Origin of the sequence: Paenibacillus gansuensis (assembly GCF_042684925.1) — a bacterium.
In the GTDB taxonomy this organism is placed as follows: Bacteria; Bacillota; Bacilli; order Paenibacillales; family DY6; genus Paenibacillus_N; species Paenibacillus_N gansuensis.
Map to the genome: position 1 here is coordinate 506,189 of NZ_JBHUME010000005.1, position 20,697 is coordinate 526,885.

Consider the following 20,697-nt stretch of genomic DNA (forward strand, 5'->3'; position numbering starts at 1 on the left):
AGTAGAACCGATCTCCCCGCCTAAAGGACGGCTTAAGCCGTTTCACCTTGGACGGCCAAATCGCCGTAAATATAGTTCTTTACCTGGTTTGTGCAATGCCGAATGTATTTATTGTCATTATACAATTTGCTCAACATGACTCCGCCTTCTATTAGTGCGACAATGACACTGCTCGCAGCCTCCACATCGAGATCCCTTCGAAACTGCTTTCGCTTCATGCCGTCCTCAATCATCCCGCAGAGCCCGGCCAACAGTTCATCCATGGCAGACTGTGCTTTTTGTTTCAACAGAGGATGGCCGTCGTCGTTCTCAACAGCGGTATTCAATATGGGGCAGCCGCCTTCCCATAAGTTCTGTTCAATCAACTTGGTATAAACATCACAGATTGCCAGTATTTTTTCTGCCGGATCGGACAGCTCAGACATTGCCTCCGTCAAGAAGCCTTTTAATTGAGCGAACATATAGTCAAACGCGCCCAGCGCAATTTCGTCTTTGCTTTCGAAATGGTTGTAGATGCCGCCCTTGCGTATATTTGAACGCTCCATAATATCCGACAGGGATGTCCCCCCATACCCTTTCGTATTAAATAACTCCGCCGATTGGCGTATGATATGTTCTTTGGTCATTTGTCCTTTGCCCATCACAATCCCTCTTTCAGAAAGTACCGTTTGGTCTTAAATTATCATACTCTGCCTATCTGCTCAAGGGTGTAAGTGAAATATAGGATTGATCCGTGAGGTAAACCATGGTAATCTTAAAACAGACCGGTCGGTATTAAAATTGAAAGGGTGAGTGTGATGAGTATGACGTTTCAACACATACGAAACGCTACATCAGTATTAAACGTAAACGGTAAAAGCATATTGATTGATCCTATGTTAAGTGATGCAGGCGAGCTGCCGCCAGTTCCGTTCACACGTTCATTTCGCCGAAATCCGCTAACGCCTCTTCCTGTTCCACTGCAGTTTTTCGAACAGATGGACGCATTACTTCTGACGCATCGTCACTTTGACCATTTGGATAAGAGGGCGCTTTCCATACTTAATAAAAAAATGCCTGTTTTCTGTCAACCGGAAGATCAAGCCTTCTTACATAATGCCGGATTTCTCAATGTAACCGCCATTGATCAGTCATACGAATGGTGCGGTATCCGGATGGAACGTATAAAAGGACGCCATGCTCCGGGATTCGCGGCAAAGCTCCTCGGGCCGGTATCCGGATACATCGTAAGCACACCAGGGGATGGCTCTGTTTATATCGTTGGCGACTGCATATATACGCCCGCTATAGAAGAGACCTTCCGGGAATATGAACCGGATGCCGCTGTCTTGAATACACCAAGAGCACAGATGCTGTTAGGAACGATCATAACAATGACTGCCGACGATATCGTTCGTATTGCCGATTTGTTTCCATCCACAAGACTTATTGCCGTTCATATGGACGCAATCAGCCATTGCACATTCAAGCGCCGGCACCTTCGGTCATATCTGAAGGAGAGGAGGCTGGAGCATATTGCTGCCGTGCCGGAAGACGGAGAAGTGATTCTACTCTAACGAAGTGGCGTACTTTCTTTTTCACGCTAATTGCTTTAGGCTTACCGGCAGTTGCAGCACTATGCGAAGCCCTCCCTCTTCGCGATTAGCGAAGCTTATGTTTACTTCCTCTTCACCGTAGTACAATTTGAGCCTGCGCTGTACATTCCAGATGCCTAAATGGCTGTTGTCGGTTTGGGGAAGCTGTGCGGATTGCTGCAGTTGTTCCAGCTTTTCAGCGCTTACACCGACACCGTTATCCTCAATTACGAGCTCGCACGCTCCGTCAGGCCCCAACGTGGTTATCCCGTACAGCGAAATGATAAATGGATTCATTTTCTTAGTAAAGCCGTGGATAATAGCGTTTTCCACAAACGGCTGGATCGTCAGCGGAGGAAGGAGTATACCTTTCCATTCCTCCGGAATTTGGACGTCAAAGATCAAATTGGACGGATAACGGTATTTTTGGATATGAAGATAGTTTTGAATGTGCTCAATCTCTTCCCGAAGCGGGATCAGTTCCTTGCTGCTTTGTGTCACATACCTAAAATAAGCAGCAAGCAGCCTGGTCATATTCTGTACGGAACTATAATCGCCCAGCTGAGCCATTCCGTTGATGATGTTGAGGCTGTTTGCGTAGAAGTGCGGATTAATCTGCATTTGCAGCTGCTTCAGTTCCGCTTGCTGAACCCGCAGTTTCTCTTCATATATAAAGAGTTTCAGGCTTTTAATTTCAGAAACCATGTGGTTGAACGTGGTCGTCATATAGTTGAACTCAGCGGATGCTCTCTGATTGAGCTGAATATCCATATTGCCTTGGGAGAGCCTTCGCATCCCGTTAATAATCGTTTGAATCGGACGGATCAGATGATGCTGCATAAATGCGACATAAAAAAGGATAATCAGTAAAATAGCAGCCGGGACGACCAATATCACTTTTTGAAAAAAGGACAGGTTCATTAATATTTCGCTGGAAGGGATCATGATGACATAACGCAGTTCCTGGGAAGCGGAGGTTTTGACAAATAACAGGTGCTCCTGTTCCTGCAGCTTAACCAATCTTTCCAAGTTCGTCGAATGGTCCCCCTGTTTCCGCAAAAAGTCCTGTATCCACTGCGTCTGCTCCGTAGAAAGGCCCCGGTTAGCCAGTACCCCTCCTGTTTTAGTCAAAATAGCCGAATTTTTGATGTTCAGCGTATCAAGCAATCCGTCCAAATTGATCCAAGCGCCCAAGATCAGCGTGGAGCTGGCGTTGTATAAACGGATCATATAGGTTTTGCCGCCCAATTGGATAAATGCTGTCTCCAGCAAACCTCTTTGCGGGACCGGCTGGACCAAGCTTCGGTCGTTCATCAGTTTTGTGGCCGCCTCCAGTTTTTGCTCGTAATCGTAAGCATTGGTGGACAGGACGGCTTCGTTATTTTTTACGGAATACAGCATGAACGAGTCGATGCCCTTCATATAGCTGAGGTTCATCGTAAACTTGTTGTTCACTCTGACTTTGGTCATAGTATATTCAGTATTGTCCGTAAAATTAAGGTCCATAGCATTCACGTCAAGTTCTTGCTGCTGAACGTTAATTAAGTATTTTTCGGTTGCTTCCATGGCTTCATCCGCTTGCTTCACATAATTGTTCAGCGTGGTTTCATAACCGTGGGTCACCTGTGTCTTGATCAGATTTCTGGCATAGTAGTTGTTGTAATAGAGGAAGAAGACAAGAGGGGTCAAAACCGCCAGAAATACCAAAATAAATTTGGTCCGGATTGATGTGAAAATGCTTGCGTTCGAATGCATCATATATAACGGCCTCCAGTGCTGCTCTGCAATGACTTTATTATGTGTCACGCTTACAAGACTTGTCCAGATGTATTGGCAGCCCGAGGACAACATGTCACCAAAGTGTTACAGCATGTAATCTCAGCGTTAGATTCCTTCGCTCTATGTTAGATATACTTGGTTCAAATCATAGAGAGAACAGGTGAGAGACAATGCATTCTTTAAGGAAATACGGGAAGTACTGGCCGCTGTACCTCATGCTGCTGCCGACGACGGTCATTTTGATCATCAACAATTACATTCCTATGTTCGGGCTGCTGATCGCGTTCAAAAACGTGAATTATACAGACGGCATATTCGGAAGTCCGTGGGCGGGATTTAAAAACTTCGAGTTTTTGTTCCGTACGAACGATGCCTGGATCATTACGAGGAATACGCTGTTGTACAACGTGGTATTCATAACGCTGAACATCGTAGTCGGGGTATCGTTCGCACTGCTACTGAATGAATTGAGAGGAAAATATCTTCCAAAGCTGTATCAAAGCGCTATGTTCTTCCCATTCTTCTTGTCGATGGTAGTGGTCAGCTATCTGGTATATGCCTTCTTAAACAGTGAGAACGGATATATGAACTCCACCGTGTTTCGCTGGTTCGGATGGGATCCTGCCGACTGGTACGCGGAACCGAAATACTGGCCGCTCATTCTTCCTCTCGTCAACATTTGGAAAAGCGTCGGTTACTATATGGTTTACTTTGTGGCTGCCATGGTCACGTTCAACAGTGAGTATTATGAAGCCGCTGTCATAGACGGTGCGAACAAATGGCAGCAGGCGATGAGGATTACGCTTCCGCAACTGACACCCTTAATTGTAATTTTGACCCTGCTGCAAATCGGTAGAATCTTTTATGCCGACTTCGGGCTGTTCTATCAAGTGCCGTTGAATGCGGGAGCACTATATGAAACTACCAACGTTATTGACACTTACGTGTACAGGACCTTCATCACAATGGGGGATGTCGGGATGTCTTCCGCAGCCGGTTTCTATCAATCCTTCGTCGGTTTCGTTCTCGTGTTCCTATCCAATTTCATCGTTCGCAAAATAAACAAGGACAACGCATTGTTCTAAGGAGGGCTTTCCATGTTCCATACGAGCCGCAGCATGAATTCGGTAAGCCCGTTCACCGGCAGCCTCATTCATCTTTTCTTTGCAGTTGTAACACTGTTATGCCTTATTCCGGTCATTCTCGTCATCTCGGTTTCCTTTTCGGATGAAAAAACGATCCTTGCCAACGGATATAAATTCATTCCTGAAAAATTCAGCACTTATGCATATGAGTACCTATTCCGCGATTCCGGTCAAATCCTCACTTCTTACGGGGTGACGTTGTTTGTCACGATCGCAGGGACCGTGCTTGGCGTACTGTTCATGGCACTGTATGCGTATCCCATCGCCCGTAACGACTTTCCGCACCGCAAGCTGTTCTCGTTCCTTGTGTTCTTCACAATGCTGTTTAACGGCGGGCTTGTATCCTGGTATATGGTTTATGTGAAAATGCTGGACTTGAAAAACAGCCTGTGGGCACTCATTATTCCTTTAATGGTTGGACCTTTCTTCGTCCTGATTTTGCGAACCTTTTTCAAAGGCTTGCCCGGCGAGCTGATTGAGTCAGCCAAAATCGACGGGGCGGGGGAGTTCCGGATTTTTCTCCGGATTGTGCTTCCACTCTCAACGCCTGCTCTGGCCACTGTCGGATTGTTTACCACGCTGAACTATTGGAACGATTGGTTTATGAGCCTGCTGTACATCACGGATAGTTCTAAAGTGTCGCTTCAATATCTGATGTATAAGACGATGCTGAACATCCAGTACCTCACTTCGAACTCGCAGGCTGCCCAAGGTGCATCGCAGGGCGGATCCATCTTGGAACTCCCTTCGGAGACGGTCCGGATGGCGATGTGCATTATCGGGATTGGCCCGATCGTATTGGCTTATCCGTTCTTTCAGCGTTATTTCGTTAAAGGTTTGATGGTCGGCGCTATCAAAGGCTGATCGGAAATGCCAAAAACAGCTATTCCCAGGTTTGCTGGATAGCATATATGATGTACTAAGAAAAGGGAGGCTCTACCATGAACAAACGATGGAACATCCTGCTCAGCGCCATACTCGGCACATCGCTTCTGCTGACGGCATGCGGCGGGAACAATAACAGCCCAGTGAACAGCGGTGGAACGAACGACAACAAAGGAAATGCTAATGCTGGCACAAACGCCGCAAACGGAAACACAGATTTAAAGCCTTATAAATTAACCTTGATTTATCCTGGAACCGAGCAGCCTGACGAGAAAGAAGTAGAAGAGAAAATGAGCGAGCTGCTGACCCAGAAAATCAATGCGACTATCGACTTGCAGGCTGTTGATTGGGGGGCTTGGAACGATAAAATGAACCTGATGTTCGCTTCCGGCGAGCCGGCCGACGTTGTGTTTACAGCCAGTTGGAACGGCCATTCCCAAAATGTCAAAAAAGGCGCTTTCGTAGAACTGGACGGGCTGCTTGAGAAATATGGACAAGACATTATCAAAACAATCAATCCTGATTTTCTGAAAGGCGCCAAAATTAACGGCAAACTGTATGCGATCCCTACAAACAAAGAAATTGCGGCATCCCGCGGTGTATTAGTACGTAAAGATATTGCCGATAAATACAAAATGGACTTTTCTAACGTAAAAACGATTGCCGATCTGGAGCCGTTTCTGAAGATTGTGAAGGAGAACGAGCCCGGCATGACACCGCTGTTCGAATCATCAACCCAAACGATTCCTACTTACATTACAGAATGGGATTCGTTGGGAGATGCAGCTATTCCCGGTGTAATCAAAGCCGCTGAAACCTCCACGAAAATCGTAAACCGGATGGAAGATCCGTCTTACATGGAAACTTTGAAAATTATGCGCTCCTGGTATACTAAAGGTTACATTAACAAAGATGCTGCCACTTCAAAACTGCAAGCGAATGAAACGGCGAAAACAGGAAAAGTATTCATGTGGCCAGAGAGCCTGAAACCGGGAAAAGATAAAGAAATGGAAGGATCCATCGGGTTTCCTTTAACCCAAATTGAGATTGCTCCACCGGTGATTACAACTGGAGACACAACGAATTCGATGCTTGGCATTTCCAAAACTTCCGGTAACCCGGAACGAGCGATGATGCTGATCAACCTGCTGCATTCCGATAAGGAGCTCCTGAACCTGCTGGATTGGGGAATTGAAGGGAAGCATTTTGTAAAAGCGGGAGACAATGTGATTAAACTGCCGGACGGTGCGGACCCTGCAAACAGGCCTTATAACCATGGTTCCGCCTGGATGTTCGGGGATCAATTCCTGAGCTATCTATGGGATAACGAAGATCCGAACAAATGGGAGGAATTCCGTAAATTTAATGCAAGCGCCAAACCGTCGATCGGACTTGGATTTACGTTCGATCCGGAACCTGTAAAATCCGAGATGGCTGTCCTGACCAATGTCGGTGCTGAATTTACAGCCGGTTTGGAAACGGGAGCGGTAGATCCGGAAGAAGTTTTGCCGAAATATATCAGTAAACAAAAGGCATCGGGCTTGGATAAAGTCATTGCTGAAAAGCAAAAACAATTTGATGCATTCTTAACCGCCAAATAAGCATGAAGCAAAGCCCTGGACGCTAAGTTCAGGGTTTTCTCATGTTTGTATAAGGTTTGTAATATTTTTGTAATAGATCGTTCAGTTTTAATTTAACTTCTTATGGTATATTGATGTACTAAGAACTTATTGTACAGAACGGAGTTGAAGGTATATGGAGAAGAGACGGGCCTGGCTGCCCAAGATGGGGAAGACCCTGGTGCGGCTTCACAGCTGGAACGCATGGGCCGTGCTGATTCTTGCGGTAACGGGCATTGTGCTGTCGATCGGGGCTATCAGGGGGGATTTAGGGGAGACCCGGGTCTGGCTGAAACATGTTCATACTTGGATTGGTTTGGGTACGATTGTTCTTTTGCTGATCTATGTGCCATACTTCATCAAACACTTGAAGCAGATTCGATCCAAACCGGGTCAGAAAATGAATTTGGGTGTTGTTTTATTTCTGACCCTCGGCTGGATCCTGTCAGGTATCGTACTTTGGCTGTTCAAGTATTTGCCTCCTGCCTGGAGCAACATAGCTCTACTGATCCACGATGCGTTTACCTGGATCGGTATTCCTTATGTGATCTATCACTCCGTTACACGGATGCGCTGGATGAAGGTGCCTGCCAAGCGGACGATTGTTGCGGAATCGGACATGGTTTCGGAGGAGGGAACTGCCTCCCGCAGGCAAAGGCCGGTAATCACCGGCAGCCCCAGATATGACAGGCGGGCTTTTTTGAAATGGGGAATGGCAGGTGTGCTGGCTGTAGTCGTAGGGCCTTCTTTCTTTCGTTGGATCGGCAATACATTTACGGGAAGCGGTGGAGGAAAGCCGGCCGCACTTCCAGGGGAGGATGCGAACCGGATGCTGCCGGCCCCCCAGCCTCTGCCGGAGTCAAAGGCCCTTATCGGCGGAGGGGCGCAAGGGAACTTTCGGGTATACACGGTTACGCCAATCCCCTCGTTTTCTTCGGATAGCTGGCAGTTCACGATTAAGGGGCTTGTCGATAAGGCTATGACTTTGAACTGGGAACAGTTTCTGGCCATTAAACGGGAGGTGCAGGTCAGCGATTTTCATTGCGTAACAGGCTGGTCCGTTTATAAAAACACCTGGGAGGGCATTCCGCTGCGTCAGCTTCTGGACCAGGCCGGAGTTAAAGCTTCCGCGAAGTACGTGAAATTTTATTCCGGCGATGGAGTGTATACGGATGCGTTGAGCTTGGAGCAGGCCTGGATGGAGGATGTTCTGGTTGCCGTTCTTCATGACGGAAAGCCGATATCAGCGGACTACGGGGGCCCCGTGAGGCTCGTAGTCCCCAAAATGTATGCCTATAAATCTGTGAAATGGCTCAATGGCGTCGAATTGATCGACAAGCCGCATATCGGTTACTGGGAAGAGCGCGGCTACGATAACGATGCCTGGGTATAGATTTTAGACATGCTGATGCTTCTTATGCTATGATGAACCGATGGGCAAGCTAGTTAACTAATAAGGAGTTTGAATCTGCATTATGGAAATTCGGTTTCAACTGACGGAAGAAGATATCGTCCGTTCCAATTTATATGTGTTGAAGCATTCGCCTACAGTACGCCGTATGACACGGGTACAGCAATTTGCTTCTCCGATTATCTTCCTGATCGTTCCTTTCGTTCTTCGCTTGAATACGGCTGGATTCGCCTTTTTTGCCGTCATTGCTGTCGTATGGGCTTTATTGTACCCGCTGATCCTGGAAAGAAGGACGAGAAGAAGCCTTCAAAAAATGATACGTCAAGGACAGTTTAACGATATATTGGGAGAGCATAGTTTGAAGGTGACATCAAATCAGATTGTGGAGCGAAGCGGTGCCGGCGAAATTATTACCGAACGCAAACAGATTCTGCGCGTGGATCAAACCGAGGATTATCTGTATTTGATGGCTGCTTCGGGTAGAGCGAACGTGATCCCAAAACGAAGTTTTGAGAATGAAGCCGCTCTGGAGCACTTTTTAGATAAATTACAATAAGTGATAACACAAAAACCTGCCGGGGCAGCTAGCCTCCGGCAGGTTTTTGTATAAGGCACTATTTTCTGGCCAAGTACAGCCTATAAGCATATTCGGATAGAAATTCAAAAGCTTCCAGGTGCCGTTTCGCTTCGAATGCATCGGCTCCCCAGGCATAAATTCCGTGTTTGCGAAGCATAATGCCGGGTATCCGCGGCTTCATGGCACCTTCGAGCAATGGCGCGATCGTCGGCACGTCAGCATAGTTAGGTACAATAGGGATTTCAATTTGCGCTTCCTCATCCCAAATGTTGAACGCTTTAATCAGTTCCACACCGTCTACCGGTATACTGCCGCGATCCCAATACAGTTCCGAAACGAGATTGTTGAACACCGTATGCACATGAAAAATAGCGCCGCAGCCCGTCAACCGGTAAATTTCACAGTGGATGGAGGTTTCTGCGGAAGGTTTTAAGCCCGTCGCTTCCACAGGTTTGCCGTTCTGGTCAACAAGGAGATAATCCTCCGGCGTATGGACGGCTTTATCTTTTCCGCTGGCTGTAATCGCAAAGGTGAACTGTTCCGGATGAAAGTCCCCGACTCGTACGGATAGGTTCCCGCTCGTGCCCGGAAACCACCCTCTGGCAGCAAACTGTGTTTTCACTTCGGTTAATTGAGCGTATGCTCGCTGCTTCTGCTCCAGCTGTATCACTTTATTATCCAAATGTATGTTCCTCCTGTTACTTCAATCTAGCGGGTAACCGCCTTTTTCAAATGTCCCAGCACATCATGGAACGTGCCGAATGCAATGTGCGGCAGCTGCAGTTCTTCACATAATTCCGTTAAATGGGAGCGGGAGAAGACGAGATCTGCGATCTTAGCCCCTTCGAAATCGGAAATGCTGTCCCCGATTAAAATACGGAAATACTGATCGGAAGCGAAAGACCGGATGATCGACGTTTTGCACATCCCGCAGCCTTGGTTCACACATTCCGCATCGCATGCATGAGGCCACAAGATTTCCATATGGGACCCGCTGAAATCGCTCCCGTTGCAGTAAATGCGGTCTATGCTGGATTCATATGGAGCAAGGATCGGCTTCAGGAAGAAATCGATCCCGCCGCTCGTAACGAGAAAAGGAATGTGCTGTTCCTTGCAATAGGCCAGCAGTTCTTCAAAACCTGCCCGGATCTTGGCATTGTTGATGGCAAATGAGGCAACTTCATCCCGCATGGAAGAAGGGAACAGTCGGAACATGGACCCTACGCAGTCCATAAGCGAAATCTGTTTCGAAGTCAGCTTGTCTACCATCTCCTTCCATCCTTCAGGCTGAAAGTGCTCCATAATGGCGAGGATGTTGTCATTTTCCGTAATGGTTCCGTCAAAATCGCAAAACAACACCGGCTGCTTCGAGCCGGTGTTTACGGAGGTTTCTTCTGTGTGTGTGCTCATGTTGTTCATTGTTTAACCCCCCAAGCTTGTATAGCTGCGGCTAGTTCCGCGTTCTGCGGCTGCTCCGCATAAGTTGTTAGAGTCATGCTGCTGAGTACAGCGTCGATCGCCTGGCGGAAAGCTCTTCCGCCGGCTGCCGCTCCCATCGGATGGCCGTGGACGCCACCGCCTGCGTTAACTACTACATCGGTACCGAAGTCTCTGATGATCCAAGGAACCAGGCCGGGATGAATGCCTGCTGATGGGACGGGAACACTTGGTTTCAGGTGAAGTTCTGCGGATGGAACAGCCGAAAGGCTGAACAGATAGTTGTTTGGAACGTCTTCCGTTAAGAGCACTTCCCGGATCGCCAGATTCTCATCCTTCGGCATGACTACAGAGCCATAAGGCGAAGGGAAGAGGACAAGGTCTGCGCCGGCAAGCCGCATCAGCTTACCCAGCAGCACTTTGGCAGAAATTCCATAATGCGGCGACGGATACATCGCTCCGGCCATGGCAGGATGCGCTGCAATGGGAACCGAAATCTCCGGATTCGAAGCAAGCTCATGCAGCGTATCGAAACCGTAAGCCAGGACATTGAACAGCAGAGCATTGGCCCCGGCATCAATCGCCTTCTTCGCTTGAGCGGCAAGATTGGAAGTCGGTCCGGTCAGGTTGACGGCATACAGCAGCTTTTGCCCGGTTTCCTGTTCTGCCAGGCGGGCCGCTTTCATGCATGCTTCTACACGCCGCTCGATCGGCGTCAGCGGGTTCTCGAACAGGATTTCGTCATCTTTAATCAGGTCTACGCCGCCGAGCGCCTGCTGGTAAAATTGCTCCTGCAAAGCTTCCAGATCATGGCCGATGACGCTCTTGAAAATACTCATCAGCAGCGGACGGTCCTGTACGCCCAGCAGTTTCCTCACACCCGGCAGACCAAACTTAGGTCCGTTGAATGCACTCATAAACCTTTGGCTGAACTTCAAGTCCATCAGTTTCACTTTGCCGTCCATAGACAGCTTGCCGAACACCGTTACCAATAGAGCAGGGATATCCCGGCTGAAGTTCACGTCAGGATAGGCGATCGCTATATCCGCATACCGTTCTGTGCCGGCCTCATCATAAATATCAACGGATACAACCCGTCCAAGATGCTTTTGCATTTCCTCTTTGCGGGCTTCCGGCAGATCCGTCCAGCTTCCAACGGTCAGGCCGACGGCAATTCCTTCGGCTTTTTTATGAAAATCGGCTTTGTCGTCATAAATGCGGTAAACCGCTAGGCAATATTCATTCAATGCTAGTTCCTCCCAATCATGGCTCCCATCTCAGCTGCACGTTCGCTTGCCCGGAGTACAGCCCGGTTAAAGCCCTCGGCAAACCTGTATTCAGCCAAAACTTCCAAGGCAGCCTGTGTCGTCCCATTCGGAGAGGTTACTTTTCTGCGCAGTTCCGCAGGATCCTCGCCTGTGATCTGTACCATTTGGGCTGCGCCCAAGAACGTTTGGACCGTAAGCTCTCTTGCGGTTTCGGCATCCATTCCGCCTTCCATAGCAGCAGCAGTCAGCTGTTCCATCAGATAATACACATAGGCAGGACCCGATCCCGAAACGCCGGTGACCAGATTTTGCAGCCGTTCTTCCACTACGGTAACGGTTCCGATCGATTCGAACATTTCCAGCGCGGTTTCCCGCTGCGGACCAGTAACGGAAGAAGAGAACGACACTCCGGTAGCGCCGAAACCGATGGTGCTGGAAGTGTTAGGCATAGTTCTAACGATCGGCAGCTTTAGTTCCAGTATACTCTCGATTGTCTCTATAGCCAAACCGGCGACTACGGAAATGAGCATTTGATCTTCCCTGATATAGGGTCTGATTTCGGCCAATGCGGTTTCACAGTCGGCCGGTTTGACAGCCAGGACAATGATATCGGCTTCACTGACATAACGCTGCTTGCTTTCAGCCGTTCCGGTCACACGGACGCCGTATACATTTCTTAAGTTCTGCAGCCGGTCCGAACCGCTGCGATTCAGCAGCGACAAGTTGCCTGGCAGGGTTTTCTGCTTTGCCAGCAGGCCGCGTACCAGTGCTTGGGCAATGGATCCCGCCCCATAAAAGCAAATTCGTTGTTCTATTAAGGATACACTCATTGCTTGTTCCTCCGTTCGTGAATGCAAATCTATACTTAACCCCGGACTTGACCGCTTCCGGTGATTTTGAATTTGGTCGATGTGAGGGCAGGCAGTCCCATCGGTCCGCGGGCATGCAGCTTCTGGGTGCTGATGCCGATCTCGGCTCCGAATCCGAACTCGAACCCATCCGTGAACCGGGTGGAAGCATTATGATACACAGCGGCGGCGTCGATTTCCTGAAGGAAACGGCCCGCGTTGGCTGCGTCTTCGGTCACGATGCACTCCGAATGCATCGTGCCGTACCGCCGGATGTGTGCCATTGCCTCATCCAGGCCATCCACAACGCGCACGGAGAGAACGTAGTCGTTGTACTCCGTGCCCCAATCCTCCTCGGACGCCGGCTTCGCCCATGGCAGCCGGCGGACAGTTTGCTCGCAGCCGCGGATTTCCACGCCTGCGGCGCGCAGCGCTTCCGCCAGGCGGGCGAAGTCGGCTTCGCCATAGGCGGCATGCACGAGCAGCGTCTCCATCGAGTTGCACACCGATGGGCGCTGTGCTTTCGCGTTGACGGCGATCGCTTCCGCCATCGCCGGCAGCGCTGATTGATCCACGAACGTGTGGCACACGCCCGCGCCGGTCTCGATGACCGGAACTGTAGCATTCATCACCACGTTCGTGATCAAGGATTGGCCGCCGCGAGGGATCACCACGTCGAGCAGGCCGTTCAGTTTCAGCATCTCGTCCACTGACGAACGGTCGGCGTTCTCGATGATCTGCAACGCTTCCGGCGGCAGGGCGGTATCCGCCAGAGCTGCATGCAGCACCTCAACGATGCGCCCGTTCGTGTGCAGCGCAGCCGATCCGCCGCGAAGCACGACGGCGTTGCCTGTCTTGAGACATAGTCCGGCCGCGTCCACAGTAACATTCGGGCGGGCCTCATAAATCATCCCGACTACGCCGATCGGGACTCGGATTTTACGGATCGACAGCCCGTTCGGCCGGTCGAACGCCTCCAACACGTCGCCAACCGGATCGGGAAGCTCCGCCACCTGACGGAGACCCTCGGCCATGGCCTCGATGCGCTGCGGATCCAAAGCAAGGCGGTCCTGAAGAGAAACGCTCATGCCGGTATCCCGGCCGCGCTGCAAATCTTTGCCGTTAGCCAGAATTATCGAATCTGTTTCCATAACCAGGCGGTCCGCCATCGCAAGCAGCGCCTCGTTCTTTTGGGCAGTCGTTACATTGTTCAGTACTGCAGCGGCCTGCTTGGCTAGGCCGGCTTTCGTTCTCACTTCACTCATCGTATAGAACCTCCCATGAAATAAATTCGCCTTCTAAGGGCTTAGCGTAAACCACTCGTCACGGTGAATGACTTCGATCCGGTGAACATCAACCCGTTTTTGGACTTCATCGGTCGAAAGGCCGGCAACGGCACGCACCTGCCACGAGGCATAATTAGAAACGCCCCTGCCTACGGGAAGGTTCGAACGGTTGATGACCTCGATCACGTCGCCGGGATGAAATTCGCCGCTAACCTCCCTGACACCTACAGGCAGAAGGCTCTTGCCCCCGGAACGCAGTGCCGCTTCCGCACCTTCGTCCACCATCACCTGACCGCTTGGTTGGGAATGAAACCCGAGCCATTGCTTCTTTGTTGATAAATTATGCTGTTTCGTATCGAAGTAAGTGCCTTTGCCGTCTCCCGAAACTGCCGTTTGCAGGTCCCCCGGTTCGGCGACGCGTCCGACAAATACGGGAATGCCTCCTCGCATTGCGATGCGTGCTGCTTCCACCTTGGAGCGCATGCCCCCTGTTCCGACGCTGGAACCCGACCCGCCGGCAATCCGGTAGATGTCATCCGTCACCGCATCGATCCGCTCCAGCTTCCTGGCATCCGGGTTATTGCGCGGGTCTGCGGTATAGAGGCCGTCGGTATCCGTGATTATGACCAGCTGCTGCGCTTTGCACAGATTGGCAACAAGCGCGGAAAGCGTGTCGTTGTCCCCAAACTTCAGCTCATCGACCGCTACCGTATCGTTCTCGTTTACAATCGGGACCGCACCGCGGCTGAGCAGTTCATTCACGGTCATCAGCGCATTGTTGACACGCTTCCGGTTGGAGAAGTCGAAGCGGGTGAGCAGCACCTGGGCGGTTCCGATGCCGTACGCCGAGAACGCTTCGTTATAGGCCTGCATCAGCAGTGCCTGGCCGACGGCTGCTGCGGCTTGTTTCTCATGGACAGCCTTCGGCCTTGAGGAGTAACCGATGGCCCTGAAACCCGCGGCTACGGCTCCGGAGGTTACCAGCAGCACCTGATCTCCGGCTTGTTTTCTTGCAGCGAGCTCACCGGCAAAAAACGCAATTTTCTCCCGGTTCAAACCTCCTTCATCGGACGTGAGGGAGGAACTCCCGATTTTGACAACAATCCTCCGCATGGGAACATCATCTCCTTAAACTATACAAAAAAAGACTCCCGTCCTTCATATAAAGGACGAAAGTCTTGGGCTTCCGCGGTACCACCTTCATTGACGCACAACCTCGCCAAGGCGAGAGGGAGCGTCCAACTTGGGGCCTGGTAACAGAGGCGCTGTTCAACGTGCGTTGACCGTTCGGGGGTAGGTTTCAAAAAGGGACAAGGTAAATTCTCACAGCCCGGCTGCCCGGGAATTTACTCTCTGCACACGTCGTTCTTTTCTACTGGCCCCGTCAATACGTTTTGATTTGTACAATAGAATAGCACGGCTGGTAACGTTTGTAAAGGCGGTTTCTAGCGGCCGCGCGACGTTTTGGTATATATATTTTCACTGCCGGCCAAGCACACAAAATCCTGTCGAAATCTTGCTGTCGTAGTCCTGAATGCTTTTCTGTAGGGGGCCTTCGGGTTATACTTGCGACATGAGGTGATCATATGGATCAACAGCTGTTTGACGAGATTTATGAGTCCGTACAGAAGAAAGAACAAACCTTTGACGGCGTGTATTATACATGTGTAAAAACGACCAAAATTGTCTGCAGGCCATCCTGCCGGGCAAGGACGCCTTACCGCGAGAATGTTTCTTTTGTGAAGTCGGTCCAGGAAGCGGTAAAGGCCGGATACCGGCCCTGTAAGCGATGTAAACCCGAAGAACCGGGCAGGCAAAGCCCCGATGAACGGATAGCGGATCGTGTAGACGAGCTGATCAAATCCGGGGCTTCAGGGAATGTAACCCTAGCGACGCTGGCTGAAGAGCTGGCGGTAAGTCCTTTTCATCTGCAAAGGTTGTATAAACGGGTAAGAGGGCACAGCCCGGCGGATCAGTTAAAAATCGCGAGACTGGAAATTGCACGGAATATGCTGGATCATGGGTCGGACCCGGTATCCGCGGTTGCCGCAAGCACCGGTTTTCGGACCGCATCCCACTTTGCCGCGTGGTTCGGGAAAGAAACAGGGTTCTCCCCTACTGAATACAGGGAAATGCACAGGAAAGGAGTAAGTGTTGATGAGTGAACATGTGATCCATTTGACGGTATTGGAAGCGGCAGGGGAATCGTGGACGCTGCTGGCCACGGAACTAGGGGTATGCCGGATTCTCTTTCCGCATGATGAACTGGAGAGTGTGCTGCCTTGGATTATGAAACACAAGCCAGGTGCGAGGTTGGAAGAAAACCGGGATTTGTTTGAACGCTTTGGGGTCATAGAGGCGCTGGAGGATTATTTTGCAGGGATGCCTGTTTCATTTGACCGCATTCCCTTGGATTTATGGGGAACGCCATTTCAGCTGGAAGTATGGAAGGCATTGGGGCGCATACCGCATGGGGAAGTCCGCACATACCGCGAGGTGGCGGAAGCGATTGGGAGACCTAAGGCAGTCAGGGCCGTAGGTGCAGCGAACGGGGCCAATCCGGTTCCGGTTGTGCTGCCCTGCCACAGGGTGGTAGGTTCCAACAAAACGTTGGTCGGCTACAGGGGTGGGCTTACGATCAAGACCAGGCTGCTGGAGCTGGAAGGGGTGGAGCCGATTGAGCCGGCCGGACATGCCCGTTTTCTCTTTTGAACTGCCGGTTTCCTCAGATTTTCGTTTCGACTCCTGCCTTCAGTACATGGCCAGATCCGATAAGGAGTGCCTTTATAAGATTGCTGATGGAGAAGTACGAAGGCTGCTCCGGCTGGGAACGCGCGAGGTTCTTGTTGCCATAAGGAGCCGCAGCGATTACGAGCTTGGAGTCACGGTACTTCATGGCGGTCCGTTGTCAGAACGAGAGCAGAAGGAATTGCGGGACTACCTCCGGTGCTGGTTTGATATTGATCGAGATCTGGTCCCCTTTTATGCTCTGGCCCAGAACAACGGATTGTTCGGAGAGGTTGTGCGGAGTTTTTACGGTCTCCGGATCGTAGGGATTCCGGATTTATTCGAAGCGGTTTGTTGGGCGGTACTCGGCCAGCAGGTCAATCTGAGTTTCGCTTATACGTTGAAGGAAAGGCTGACGACAGCCTATGGGAGTTCTTTCATGTGGGAGGGGACCTTGTACCGTATGTTTCCGACACCGCAGCAGCTGCTTGCGGCAAGCAGAGAGGAACTAGGGGGGCTTCAGCTGACACGGATGAAGGCAGCTGCGATTATGGAGGTTGCCGGAAGAATGGCGGCAGGCGACCTTAGCCGTGACTCGTTGTTAGCCATGGGGGATTTTCATGTGATGGAGAAGACCCTTCTGAACATTAAGGGAATCGGCCCTTGGACCGCCAATTACGTGCTTATGCGGTGTTTGGGCGACCCTGGCGCGTTTCCCGTCGGCGACGCCGGTTTACTCAATGCCGTTAAACAGCTTCTGAATATGGAAAAGAAGCCGACAGAATCGCAGCTTAGGGAGTTGTTTTCCGGCTGGAAAGGCTGGGAGGCTTACCTTACCTTTTACTTATGGAGAACGCTGGCATGAATCAAAAATATCAAGGGGCTGTTCCGATAGGTTTCCCTATCCTGGAACAGCCCCTTGGTGCGTTTAGAACAGTCCGAGCTTGCCGATACGCTCGGCCGCTTCCCGCAATCGCGCTTCGGGCGCAAGCAGCCCCAGGCGCACATAGCCTTCGCCGTGCGCGCCGAAGCCGACGCCCGGCGCCACGACCACCTTCGCCTCCTGCAGCAGCAGGTCGGCGAAGGACACGGAGGTATGCCCTTTCGGAACGGGCAACCACGTGAAGAAAGAGCCCCGGGACGGCGGGGCTTCCCAGCCGATTCCGGTCAGTGCGCCGAACAGCGCGTTGCGCCGCTGCTCGTAGGTGGACACCAGCTCCGCGACACAGGTTTGCGGAGCTGTCAGCGCCTCGGCGGCCGCAGCCTGAATGCCGCCGAACAGGGAAACATAATAGTGATCCTGCATCAAATTGATGAGGCGGATCACTTCTTTGTTGCCGAGGGCGAAGCCAACGCGCCAGCCGGCCATGTTGTAGGTTTTGGACAGCGTATAAAACTCTACGCCGACTTCTTTAGCGCCCGGTGTCTCCAAAAAGCTTACCGGACGTTTGCCGTCAAACCCGATGGCTCCGTATGCGAAATCGCTGGAAACCACGATATTATGCTTTTCCGCCAGCCGCACCGTATCTTCATAGAACGATGCCGGAGCCACCGCTGCCGTCGGGTTGTTCGGATAGTTGATAAACATGAGCTTAGCCCGGTCCAGATCGGAAGGGGAAAGGGCAGTGTAATCCGGCAGAAACGCGTTGCTTTCTCTAAGCGGCATCATCTTCATTTCTGCTCCTGAAAGCGCCACACCTGACCAATAATCCGGATAACCCGGGTCAGGAACAAGGCAAACATCGCCGGGATTCAGAAGGATTTGGTTGATTTCCACCAAACCTGTTTTGCCTCCGAACAGAATCGCTACTTCGGTTTCGGGATCGAGATCCACGTTATAGTCTTCCTTATACCGCTGCGCAATCGCTTCTTTCAGGAAAGGGAAACCGCTGAACGGCGGATACTTATGATACAGAGGGTTGGCGGCCTCTTCCTGAAGCTTCTTGACGATGTGCGGCGGGGTCGGCAGATCCGGGTTGCCTTGTCCTAAGTTGATCACATCATGGCCCAATGAGATCTGGGCATTCGCTTTTTTAACCAAACCTGCGAAAAACTGCGAAGGCAGATGCTGCATCCGCTCAGCCGGTGTGATGGATAGGGTAGTCGGTTTCATACATATTCACTCCATTAAATAGGTGTTAGGTACAGTAAATTTATCATGTTTTCTGAACAAAGTATAGTTATCTTATAGGAAATATCGGCAATGGAAGCAGCTTATATTGTAAAGGATTGACTTCGCCTTCGTACCGTTTAAGATAGTAGTAACAAAAGAGTTAGGGAGTGCGATATAATGACCAAGCCTTTACTAAATATAGCCTTACTTCAAATGAATATCCACATCGGTGAACCGGACCGGAACTTTGAGCATCTTCTGAGCAAAATGGAACAAGCAATGCAGGGCTCCGTCAAGCCCGATGTTCTTATGTTCCCGGAAATGTGGAACACAGGCTACGCCCTGGACCGGATTCACGATATTGCGGACAGGCAAGGCGAGCGGACCAAAAGTGTCATCTCGGAATTTTGCCGTAAGCATAACGTGAATGTGATCGCGGGATCCATAGCCGATTTGGATAACGGCGCTGTCAAAAACACGATCTATATGTTCGACCGCGAAGGCAAACTTACAGCAGATTATTCCAAAATCCATTTGTTCCGGCTGATGGATGAAGAGAAATTCCTCGCTTCCGGAGACCGCCCGGGCCATTTCACTTTGGATGGCGTCCAGGCCGGAGCGATGATCTGCTATGATATCCGTTTTCCTGAATTGTCGCGGCGCTTAGCGCTGGAAGGGGCTAACATCTTGTTCGTTCCGGCGGAGTGGCCGCATCCGCGTCTGCACCATTGGCGTACGCTGCTCATGGCGAGAGCCATTGAAAACCAGATGTATGTCGTTTCCTGCAACCGTGTGGGTACGAGCGGAACCACCGAATTCTTCGGCCATTCCATGATCATCGACCCTTGGGGCGAAATTATCGCGGAAGGCGGAGAGGGCGAAGAAATTGTCCGCGGAACGGCGGATTTGTCCCTCACCGATGAGGTGCGGGGGCGCATCCCGGTATTTGAAGACCGTCGCCCGCAGCTCTACTGATTCCGGGCCCGATCATATTCCAGCATGACATCTGACAGTGTACTTATAAATGCCTCGGCCGCTTTCGAAAGATAGCGGCCTTTTCGCGATGCGATAACGAGCGTCCGCGATGGCGTAGTCCCGTCAGGACGTTTCAGCCTTATGTACCCAGGCATGAAATCGCTCCCTTGAGGCCTGGTCATCATTTCAGGTACGAACGCCACGCCCATCCCGGCAGCTACAAGGGATTGTACCGTTTCTATATTACTGCTTTCAAACACAATATTTGGGGAGAAACCGGCCTCTTCACAAAGATCTATGGCAATTTTACGGAACCCCTGGCCTCTTTTCAGCACGATAAACGGTTCGCTTTTCAAATCCGCTATCAGAATGCCGCTGCTTGATTTGTGAGCGGAGAGCGGATGCATTTCCGGGATAGCAAGGCAGATTTCTTCTTCAATCAGCGTCTCATACGTGAGCGATTGTTCCAGCAGGGGCAGCGTTAAAAGAGAAATATCAGTACGCCCCGCCGAAGCGAGCTGCTCCAGATTGGCTGTAGATTCTTCGATCAGCGCAACCTCGATATTCGGGTATTTTTTGCCGAACACGGGAAGCACAAGGGGCAGAATATGGGATCCGGTAATCGGCAGGGATCCGATGACCAGCTTACCCTTTCGCATGTTTGAAATATCCGCCATTTCCAGTTTTAGCTGTTCTGCGGCATCGATGATCTTCTGGGCTTTCTCTACAAATACACTTCCCGCATGAGTCAATTCCACAGAGTTCGTACTGCGCTGAAATAAGAGAACTCCGATTTCTTTCTCGAGCTTGGACAACTGCTGGCTCAATGACGGCTGTGCGATATGAAGCTTCTCTGCGGCACGGGAAAAGTTCTTCTCTGCGGCGATTTGGATGACATATTGCAGCTGGCGGAATTCCACGGGGCACCTGCCTATTCGTATTCATTATAGTTAATATCTATCAAGCTTATAGATATTATATCTTGGAACAATCAAGAAAGAAATGGTACAGTTATATCAATAAAATGAGAGATTGATCTTAAGAGGTGATCAC

20 protein-coding genes are annotated in these 20,697 nt (G+C 50.6%); 10 read left to right on the forward strand and 10 right to left on the reverse strand.

Annotation, left to right across the window (positions count from 1 at the left end; all coding sequences use genetic code 11):
* Positions 1 to 32: 32 nt before the first annotated feature.
* Positions 33 to 641: a TetR/AcrR family transcriptional regulator gene (locus tag ACFSUF_RS06470; protein ID WP_377601282.1), complete on the reverse strand. Its 609-nt coding sequence runs from the start codon at positions 639 to 641 to the stop codon at positions 33 to 35.
* Positions 642 to 803: 162 nt separating this feature from the next.
* Here ACFSUF_RS06470 and ACFSUF_RS06475 point away from each other — a divergent pair, with 162 nt between their 5' ends.
* The gene (locus ACFSUF_RS06475) at positions 804 to 1,556 is read left to right on the forward strand and encodes an MBL fold metallo-hydrolase (RefSeq protein WP_377601764.1); all 753 of its coding nucleotides are present in this window, start codon (positions 804 to 806) and stop codon (positions 1,554 to 1,556) included.
* Positions 1,557 to 1,577: 21 nt separating this feature from the next.
* Here the strand turns inward: ACFSUF_RS06475 and ACFSUF_RS06480 are convergent, their stop codons facing one another.
* Positions 1,578 to 3,332 carry a sensor histidine kinase gene (locus tag ACFSUF_RS06480; protein ID WP_377601283.1) on the reverse strand — a complete coding sequence of 585 codons (1,755 nt, stop codon included), beginning with the start codon at positions 3,330 to 3,332 and terminating at the stop codon, positions 1,578 to 1,580.
* A 191-nt stretch (positions 3,333 to 3,523) separates the two neighbouring features.
* Between ACFSUF_RS06480 and ACFSUF_RS06485 the strand changes: the two genes are divergently transcribed.
* From ACFSUF_RS06485 to ACFSUF_RS06505, 5 genes are all read left to right on the forward strand, one after another.
* Entirely contained in the window at positions 3,524 to 4,438 is a 915-nt protein-coding gene (locus tag ACFSUF_RS06485) for an ABC transporter permease (protein WP_377601285.1), read from the forward strand.
* Positions 4,439 to 4,450: 12 nt separating this feature from the next.
* A complete protein-coding gene (locus ACFSUF_RS06490; RefSeq protein WP_377601287.1) occupies positions 4,451 to 5,362 on the forward strand; it encodes a carbohydrate ABC transporter permease in 912 nt (303 codons plus the stop codon).
* 77 nt (positions 5,363 to 5,439) lie between these two features.
* Positions 5,440 to 6,984, forward strand: coding sequence for an ABC transporter substrate-binding protein (locus ACFSUF_RS06495; RefSeq protein ID WP_377601288.1), 1,545 nt, complete (start codon positions 5,440 to 5,442; stop codon positions 6,982 to 6,984).
* Positions 6,985 to 7,138: 154 nt separating this feature from the next.
* Positions 7,139 to 8,395, forward strand: coding sequence for a molybdopterin-dependent oxidoreductase (locus ACFSUF_RS06500; RefSeq protein ID WP_377601290.1), 1,257 nt, complete (start codon positions 7,139 to 7,141; stop codon positions 8,393 to 8,395).
* An 82-nt stretch (positions 8,396 to 8,477) separates the two neighbouring features.
* Positions 8,478 to 8,969 (forward strand): YcxB family protein, encoded by a 492-nt coding sequence (locus ACFSUF_RS06505; protein WP_377601292.1) that lies wholly within the window; start codon positions 8,478 to 8,480, stop codon positions 8,967 to 8,969.
* A 58-nt stretch (positions 8,970 to 9,027) separates the two neighbouring features.
* Here the strand turns inward: ACFSUF_RS06505 and mtnB are convergent, their stop codons facing one another.
* The 6 genes from mtnB to proB are packed head-to-tail and all read right to left on the reverse strand — an operon-like array spanning position 9,028 to position 14,942.
* Positions 9,028 to 9,672 carry a methylthioribulose 1-phosphate dehydratase gene (gene mtnB / locus ACFSUF_RS06510; protein WP_377601294.1) on the reverse strand — a complete coding sequence of 215 codons (645 nt, stop codon included), beginning with the start codon at positions 9,670 to 9,672 and terminating at the stop codon, positions 9,028 to 9,030.
* Between the two features lie 26 nt (positions 9,673 to 9,698).
* A complete protein-coding gene (locus ACFSUF_RS06515) occupies positions 9,699 to 10,409 on the reverse strand; it encodes a 2-hydroxy-3-keto-5-methylthiopentenyl-1-phosphate phosphatase (protein ID WP_377601296.1) in 711 nt (236 codons plus the stop codon).
* Positions 10,406 to 11,674, reverse strand: a complete 1,269-nt coding sequence (locus ACFSUF_RS06520; RefSeq protein ID WP_377601299.1) for a 2,3-diketo-5-methylthiopentyl-1-phosphate enolase — start codon at positions 11,672 to 11,674, stop codon at positions 10,406 to 10,408. The genes ACFSUF_RS06515 and ACFSUF_RS06520 overlap by 4 nt, the downstream gene beginning before the upstream one ends.
* Positions 11,675 to 11,676: 2 nt before the next feature.
* Entirely contained in the window at positions 11,677 to 12,525 is an 849-nt protein-coding gene (gene proC, locus ACFSUF_RS06525; RefSeq protein ID WP_377601301.1) for a pyrroline-5-carboxylate reductase, read from the reverse strand.
* A 35-nt stretch (positions 12,526 to 12,560) separates the two neighbouring features.
* Positions 12,561 to 13,808, reverse strand: coding sequence for a glutamate-5-semialdehyde dehydrogenase (locus ACFSUF_RS06530; protein ID WP_377601303.1), 1,248 nt, complete (start codon positions 13,806 to 13,808; stop codon positions 12,561 to 12,563).
* 33 nt (positions 13,809 to 13,841) lie between these two features.
* A complete protein-coding gene (gene proB / locus ACFSUF_RS06535) occupies positions 13,842 to 14,942 on the reverse strand; it encodes a glutamate 5-kinase (protein ID WP_377601305.1) in 1,101 nt (366 codons plus the stop codon).
* A 473-nt stretch (positions 14,943 to 15,415) separates the two neighbouring features.
* On the opposite strand from proB, the gene ACFSUF_RS06540 reads away from it, so the two are divergent.
* From ACFSUF_RS06540 to ACFSUF_RS06550, 3 genes are read left to right on the forward strand one after another with little or no spacing between them, the layout of a single operon-like run.
* Positions 15,416 to 15,994 carry a bifunctional transcriptional activator/DNA repair enzyme AdaA gene (locus ACFSUF_RS06540; RefSeq protein ID WP_377601307.1) on the forward strand — a complete coding sequence of 193 codons (579 nt, stop codon included), beginning with the start codon at positions 15,416 to 15,418 and terminating at the stop codon, positions 15,992 to 15,994.
* On the forward strand, positions 15,987 to 16,541 hold the full coding sequence (locus ACFSUF_RS06545; RefSeq protein WP_377601309.1) for a methylated-DNA--[protein]-cysteine S-methyltransferase: 555 nt from the start codon (positions 15,987 to 15,989) through the stop codon (positions 16,539 to 16,541). Before ACFSUF_RS06540 ends, ACFSUF_RS06545 begins: the two co-directional genes overlap by 8 nt.
* A complete protein-coding gene (locus tag ACFSUF_RS06550; protein ID WP_377601311.1) occupies positions 16,507 to 17,421 on the forward strand; it encodes a DNA-3-methyladenine glycosylase family protein in 915 nt (304 codons plus the stop codon). Before ACFSUF_RS06545 ends, ACFSUF_RS06550 begins: the two co-directional genes overlap by 35 nt.
* 63 nt (positions 17,422 to 17,484) lie before the next feature.
* Here the strand turns inward: ACFSUF_RS06550 and ACFSUF_RS06555 are convergent, their stop codons facing one another.
* Positions 17,485 to 18,669, reverse strand: a complete 1,185-nt coding sequence (locus ACFSUF_RS06555; protein WP_377601313.1) for a pyridoxal phosphate-dependent aminotransferase — start codon at positions 18,667 to 18,669, stop codon at positions 17,485 to 17,487.
* A gap of 177 nt (positions 18,670 to 18,846) precedes the next feature.
* On the opposite strand from ACFSUF_RS06555, the gene ACFSUF_RS06560 reads away from it, so the two are divergent.
* The gene (locus ACFSUF_RS06560) at positions 18,847 to 19,644 is read left to right on the forward strand and encodes a carbon-nitrogen family hydrolase (protein ID WP_377601314.1); all 798 of its coding nucleotides are present in this window, start codon (positions 18,847 to 18,849) and stop codon (positions 19,642 to 19,644) included.
* Here ACFSUF_RS06560 and ACFSUF_RS06565 read toward each other — a convergent pair.
* Positions 19,638 to 20,564 (reverse strand): LysR family transcriptional regulator, encoded by a 927-nt coding sequence (locus tag ACFSUF_RS06565; protein ID WP_377601316.1) that lies wholly within the window; start codon positions 20,562 to 20,564, stop codon positions 19,638 to 19,640. The genes ACFSUF_RS06560 and ACFSUF_RS06565 overlap by 7 nt on opposite strands.
* Between the last annotated feature and the right edge of the window lie 133 nt (positions 20,565 to 20,697).

What these genes read in the sequence shown, in the direction of transcription:
- ACFSUF_RS06555 (WP_377601313.1), bottom strand. Translation starts at nt 18,669, where the DNA reads ATGAAACCGACTACCCTATCCATCACACCGGCTGAGCGGATGCAGCAT.
- ACFSUF_RS06485 (WP_377601285.1), top strand. Translation starts at nt 3,524, where the DNA reads ATGCATTCTTTAAGGAAATACGGGAAGTACTGGCCGCTGTACCTCATG.
- ACFSUF_RS06530 (WP_377601303.1), bottom strand. Translation starts at nt 13,808, where the DNA reads ATGAGTGAAGTGAGAACGAAAGCCGGCCTAGCCAAGCAGGCCGCTGCA.
- ACFSUF_RS06500 (WP_377601290.1), top strand. Translation starts at nt 7,139, where the DNA reads ATGGAGAAGAGACGGGCCTGGCTGCCCAAGATGGGGAAGACCCTGGTG.
- ACFSUF_RS06475 (WP_377601764.1), top strand. Translation starts at nt 804, where the DNA reads ATGACGTTTCAACACATACGAAACGCTACATCAGTATTAAACGTAAAC.
- ACFSUF_RS06480 (WP_377601283.1), bottom strand. Translation starts at nt 3,332, where the DNA reads ATGATGCATTCGAACGCAAGCATTTTCACATCAATCCGGACCAAATTT.
- ACFSUF_RS06540 (WP_377601307.1), top strand. Translation starts at nt 15,416, where the DNA reads ATGGATCAACAGCTGTTTGACGAGATTTATGAGTCCGTACAGAAGAAA.
- ACFSUF_RS06545 (WP_377601309.1), top strand. Translation starts at nt 15,987, where the DNA reads ATGAGTGAACATGTGATCCATTTGACGGTATTGGAAGCGGCAGGGGAA.
- proB (WP_377601305.1), bottom strand. Translation starts at nt 14,942, where the DNA reads ATGCGGAGGATTGTTGTCAAAATCGGGAGTTCCTCCCTCACGTCCGAT.
- ACFSUF_RS06495 (WP_377601288.1), top strand. Translation starts at nt 5,440, where the DNA reads ATGAACAAACGATGGAACATCCTGCTCAGCGCCATACTCGGCACATCG.
- ACFSUF_RS06505 (WP_377601292.1), top strand. Translation starts at nt 8,478, where the DNA reads ATGGAAATTCGGTTTCAACTGACGGAAGAAGATATCGTCCGTTCCAAT.
- ACFSUF_RS06560 (WP_377601314.1), top strand. Translation starts at nt 18,847, where the DNA reads ATGACCAAGCCTTTACTAAATATAGCCTTACTTCAAATGAATATCCAC.
- ACFSUF_RS06490 (WP_377601287.1), top strand. Translation starts at nt 4,451, where the DNA reads ATGTTCCATACGAGCCGCAGCATGAATTCGGTAAGCCCGTTCACCGGC.
- ACFSUF_RS06470 (WP_377601282.1), bottom strand. Translation starts at nt 641, where the DNA reads ATGGGCAAAGGACAAATGACCAAAGAACATATCATACGCCAATCGGCG.
- proC (WP_377601301.1), bottom strand. Translation starts at nt 12,525, where the DNA reads ATGAGTGTATCCTTAATAGAACAACGAATTTGCTTTTATGGGGCGGGA.
- ACFSUF_RS06515 (WP_377601296.1), bottom strand. Translation starts at nt 10,409, where the DNA reads ATGAACAACATGAGCACACACACAGAAGAAACCTCCGTAAACACCGGC.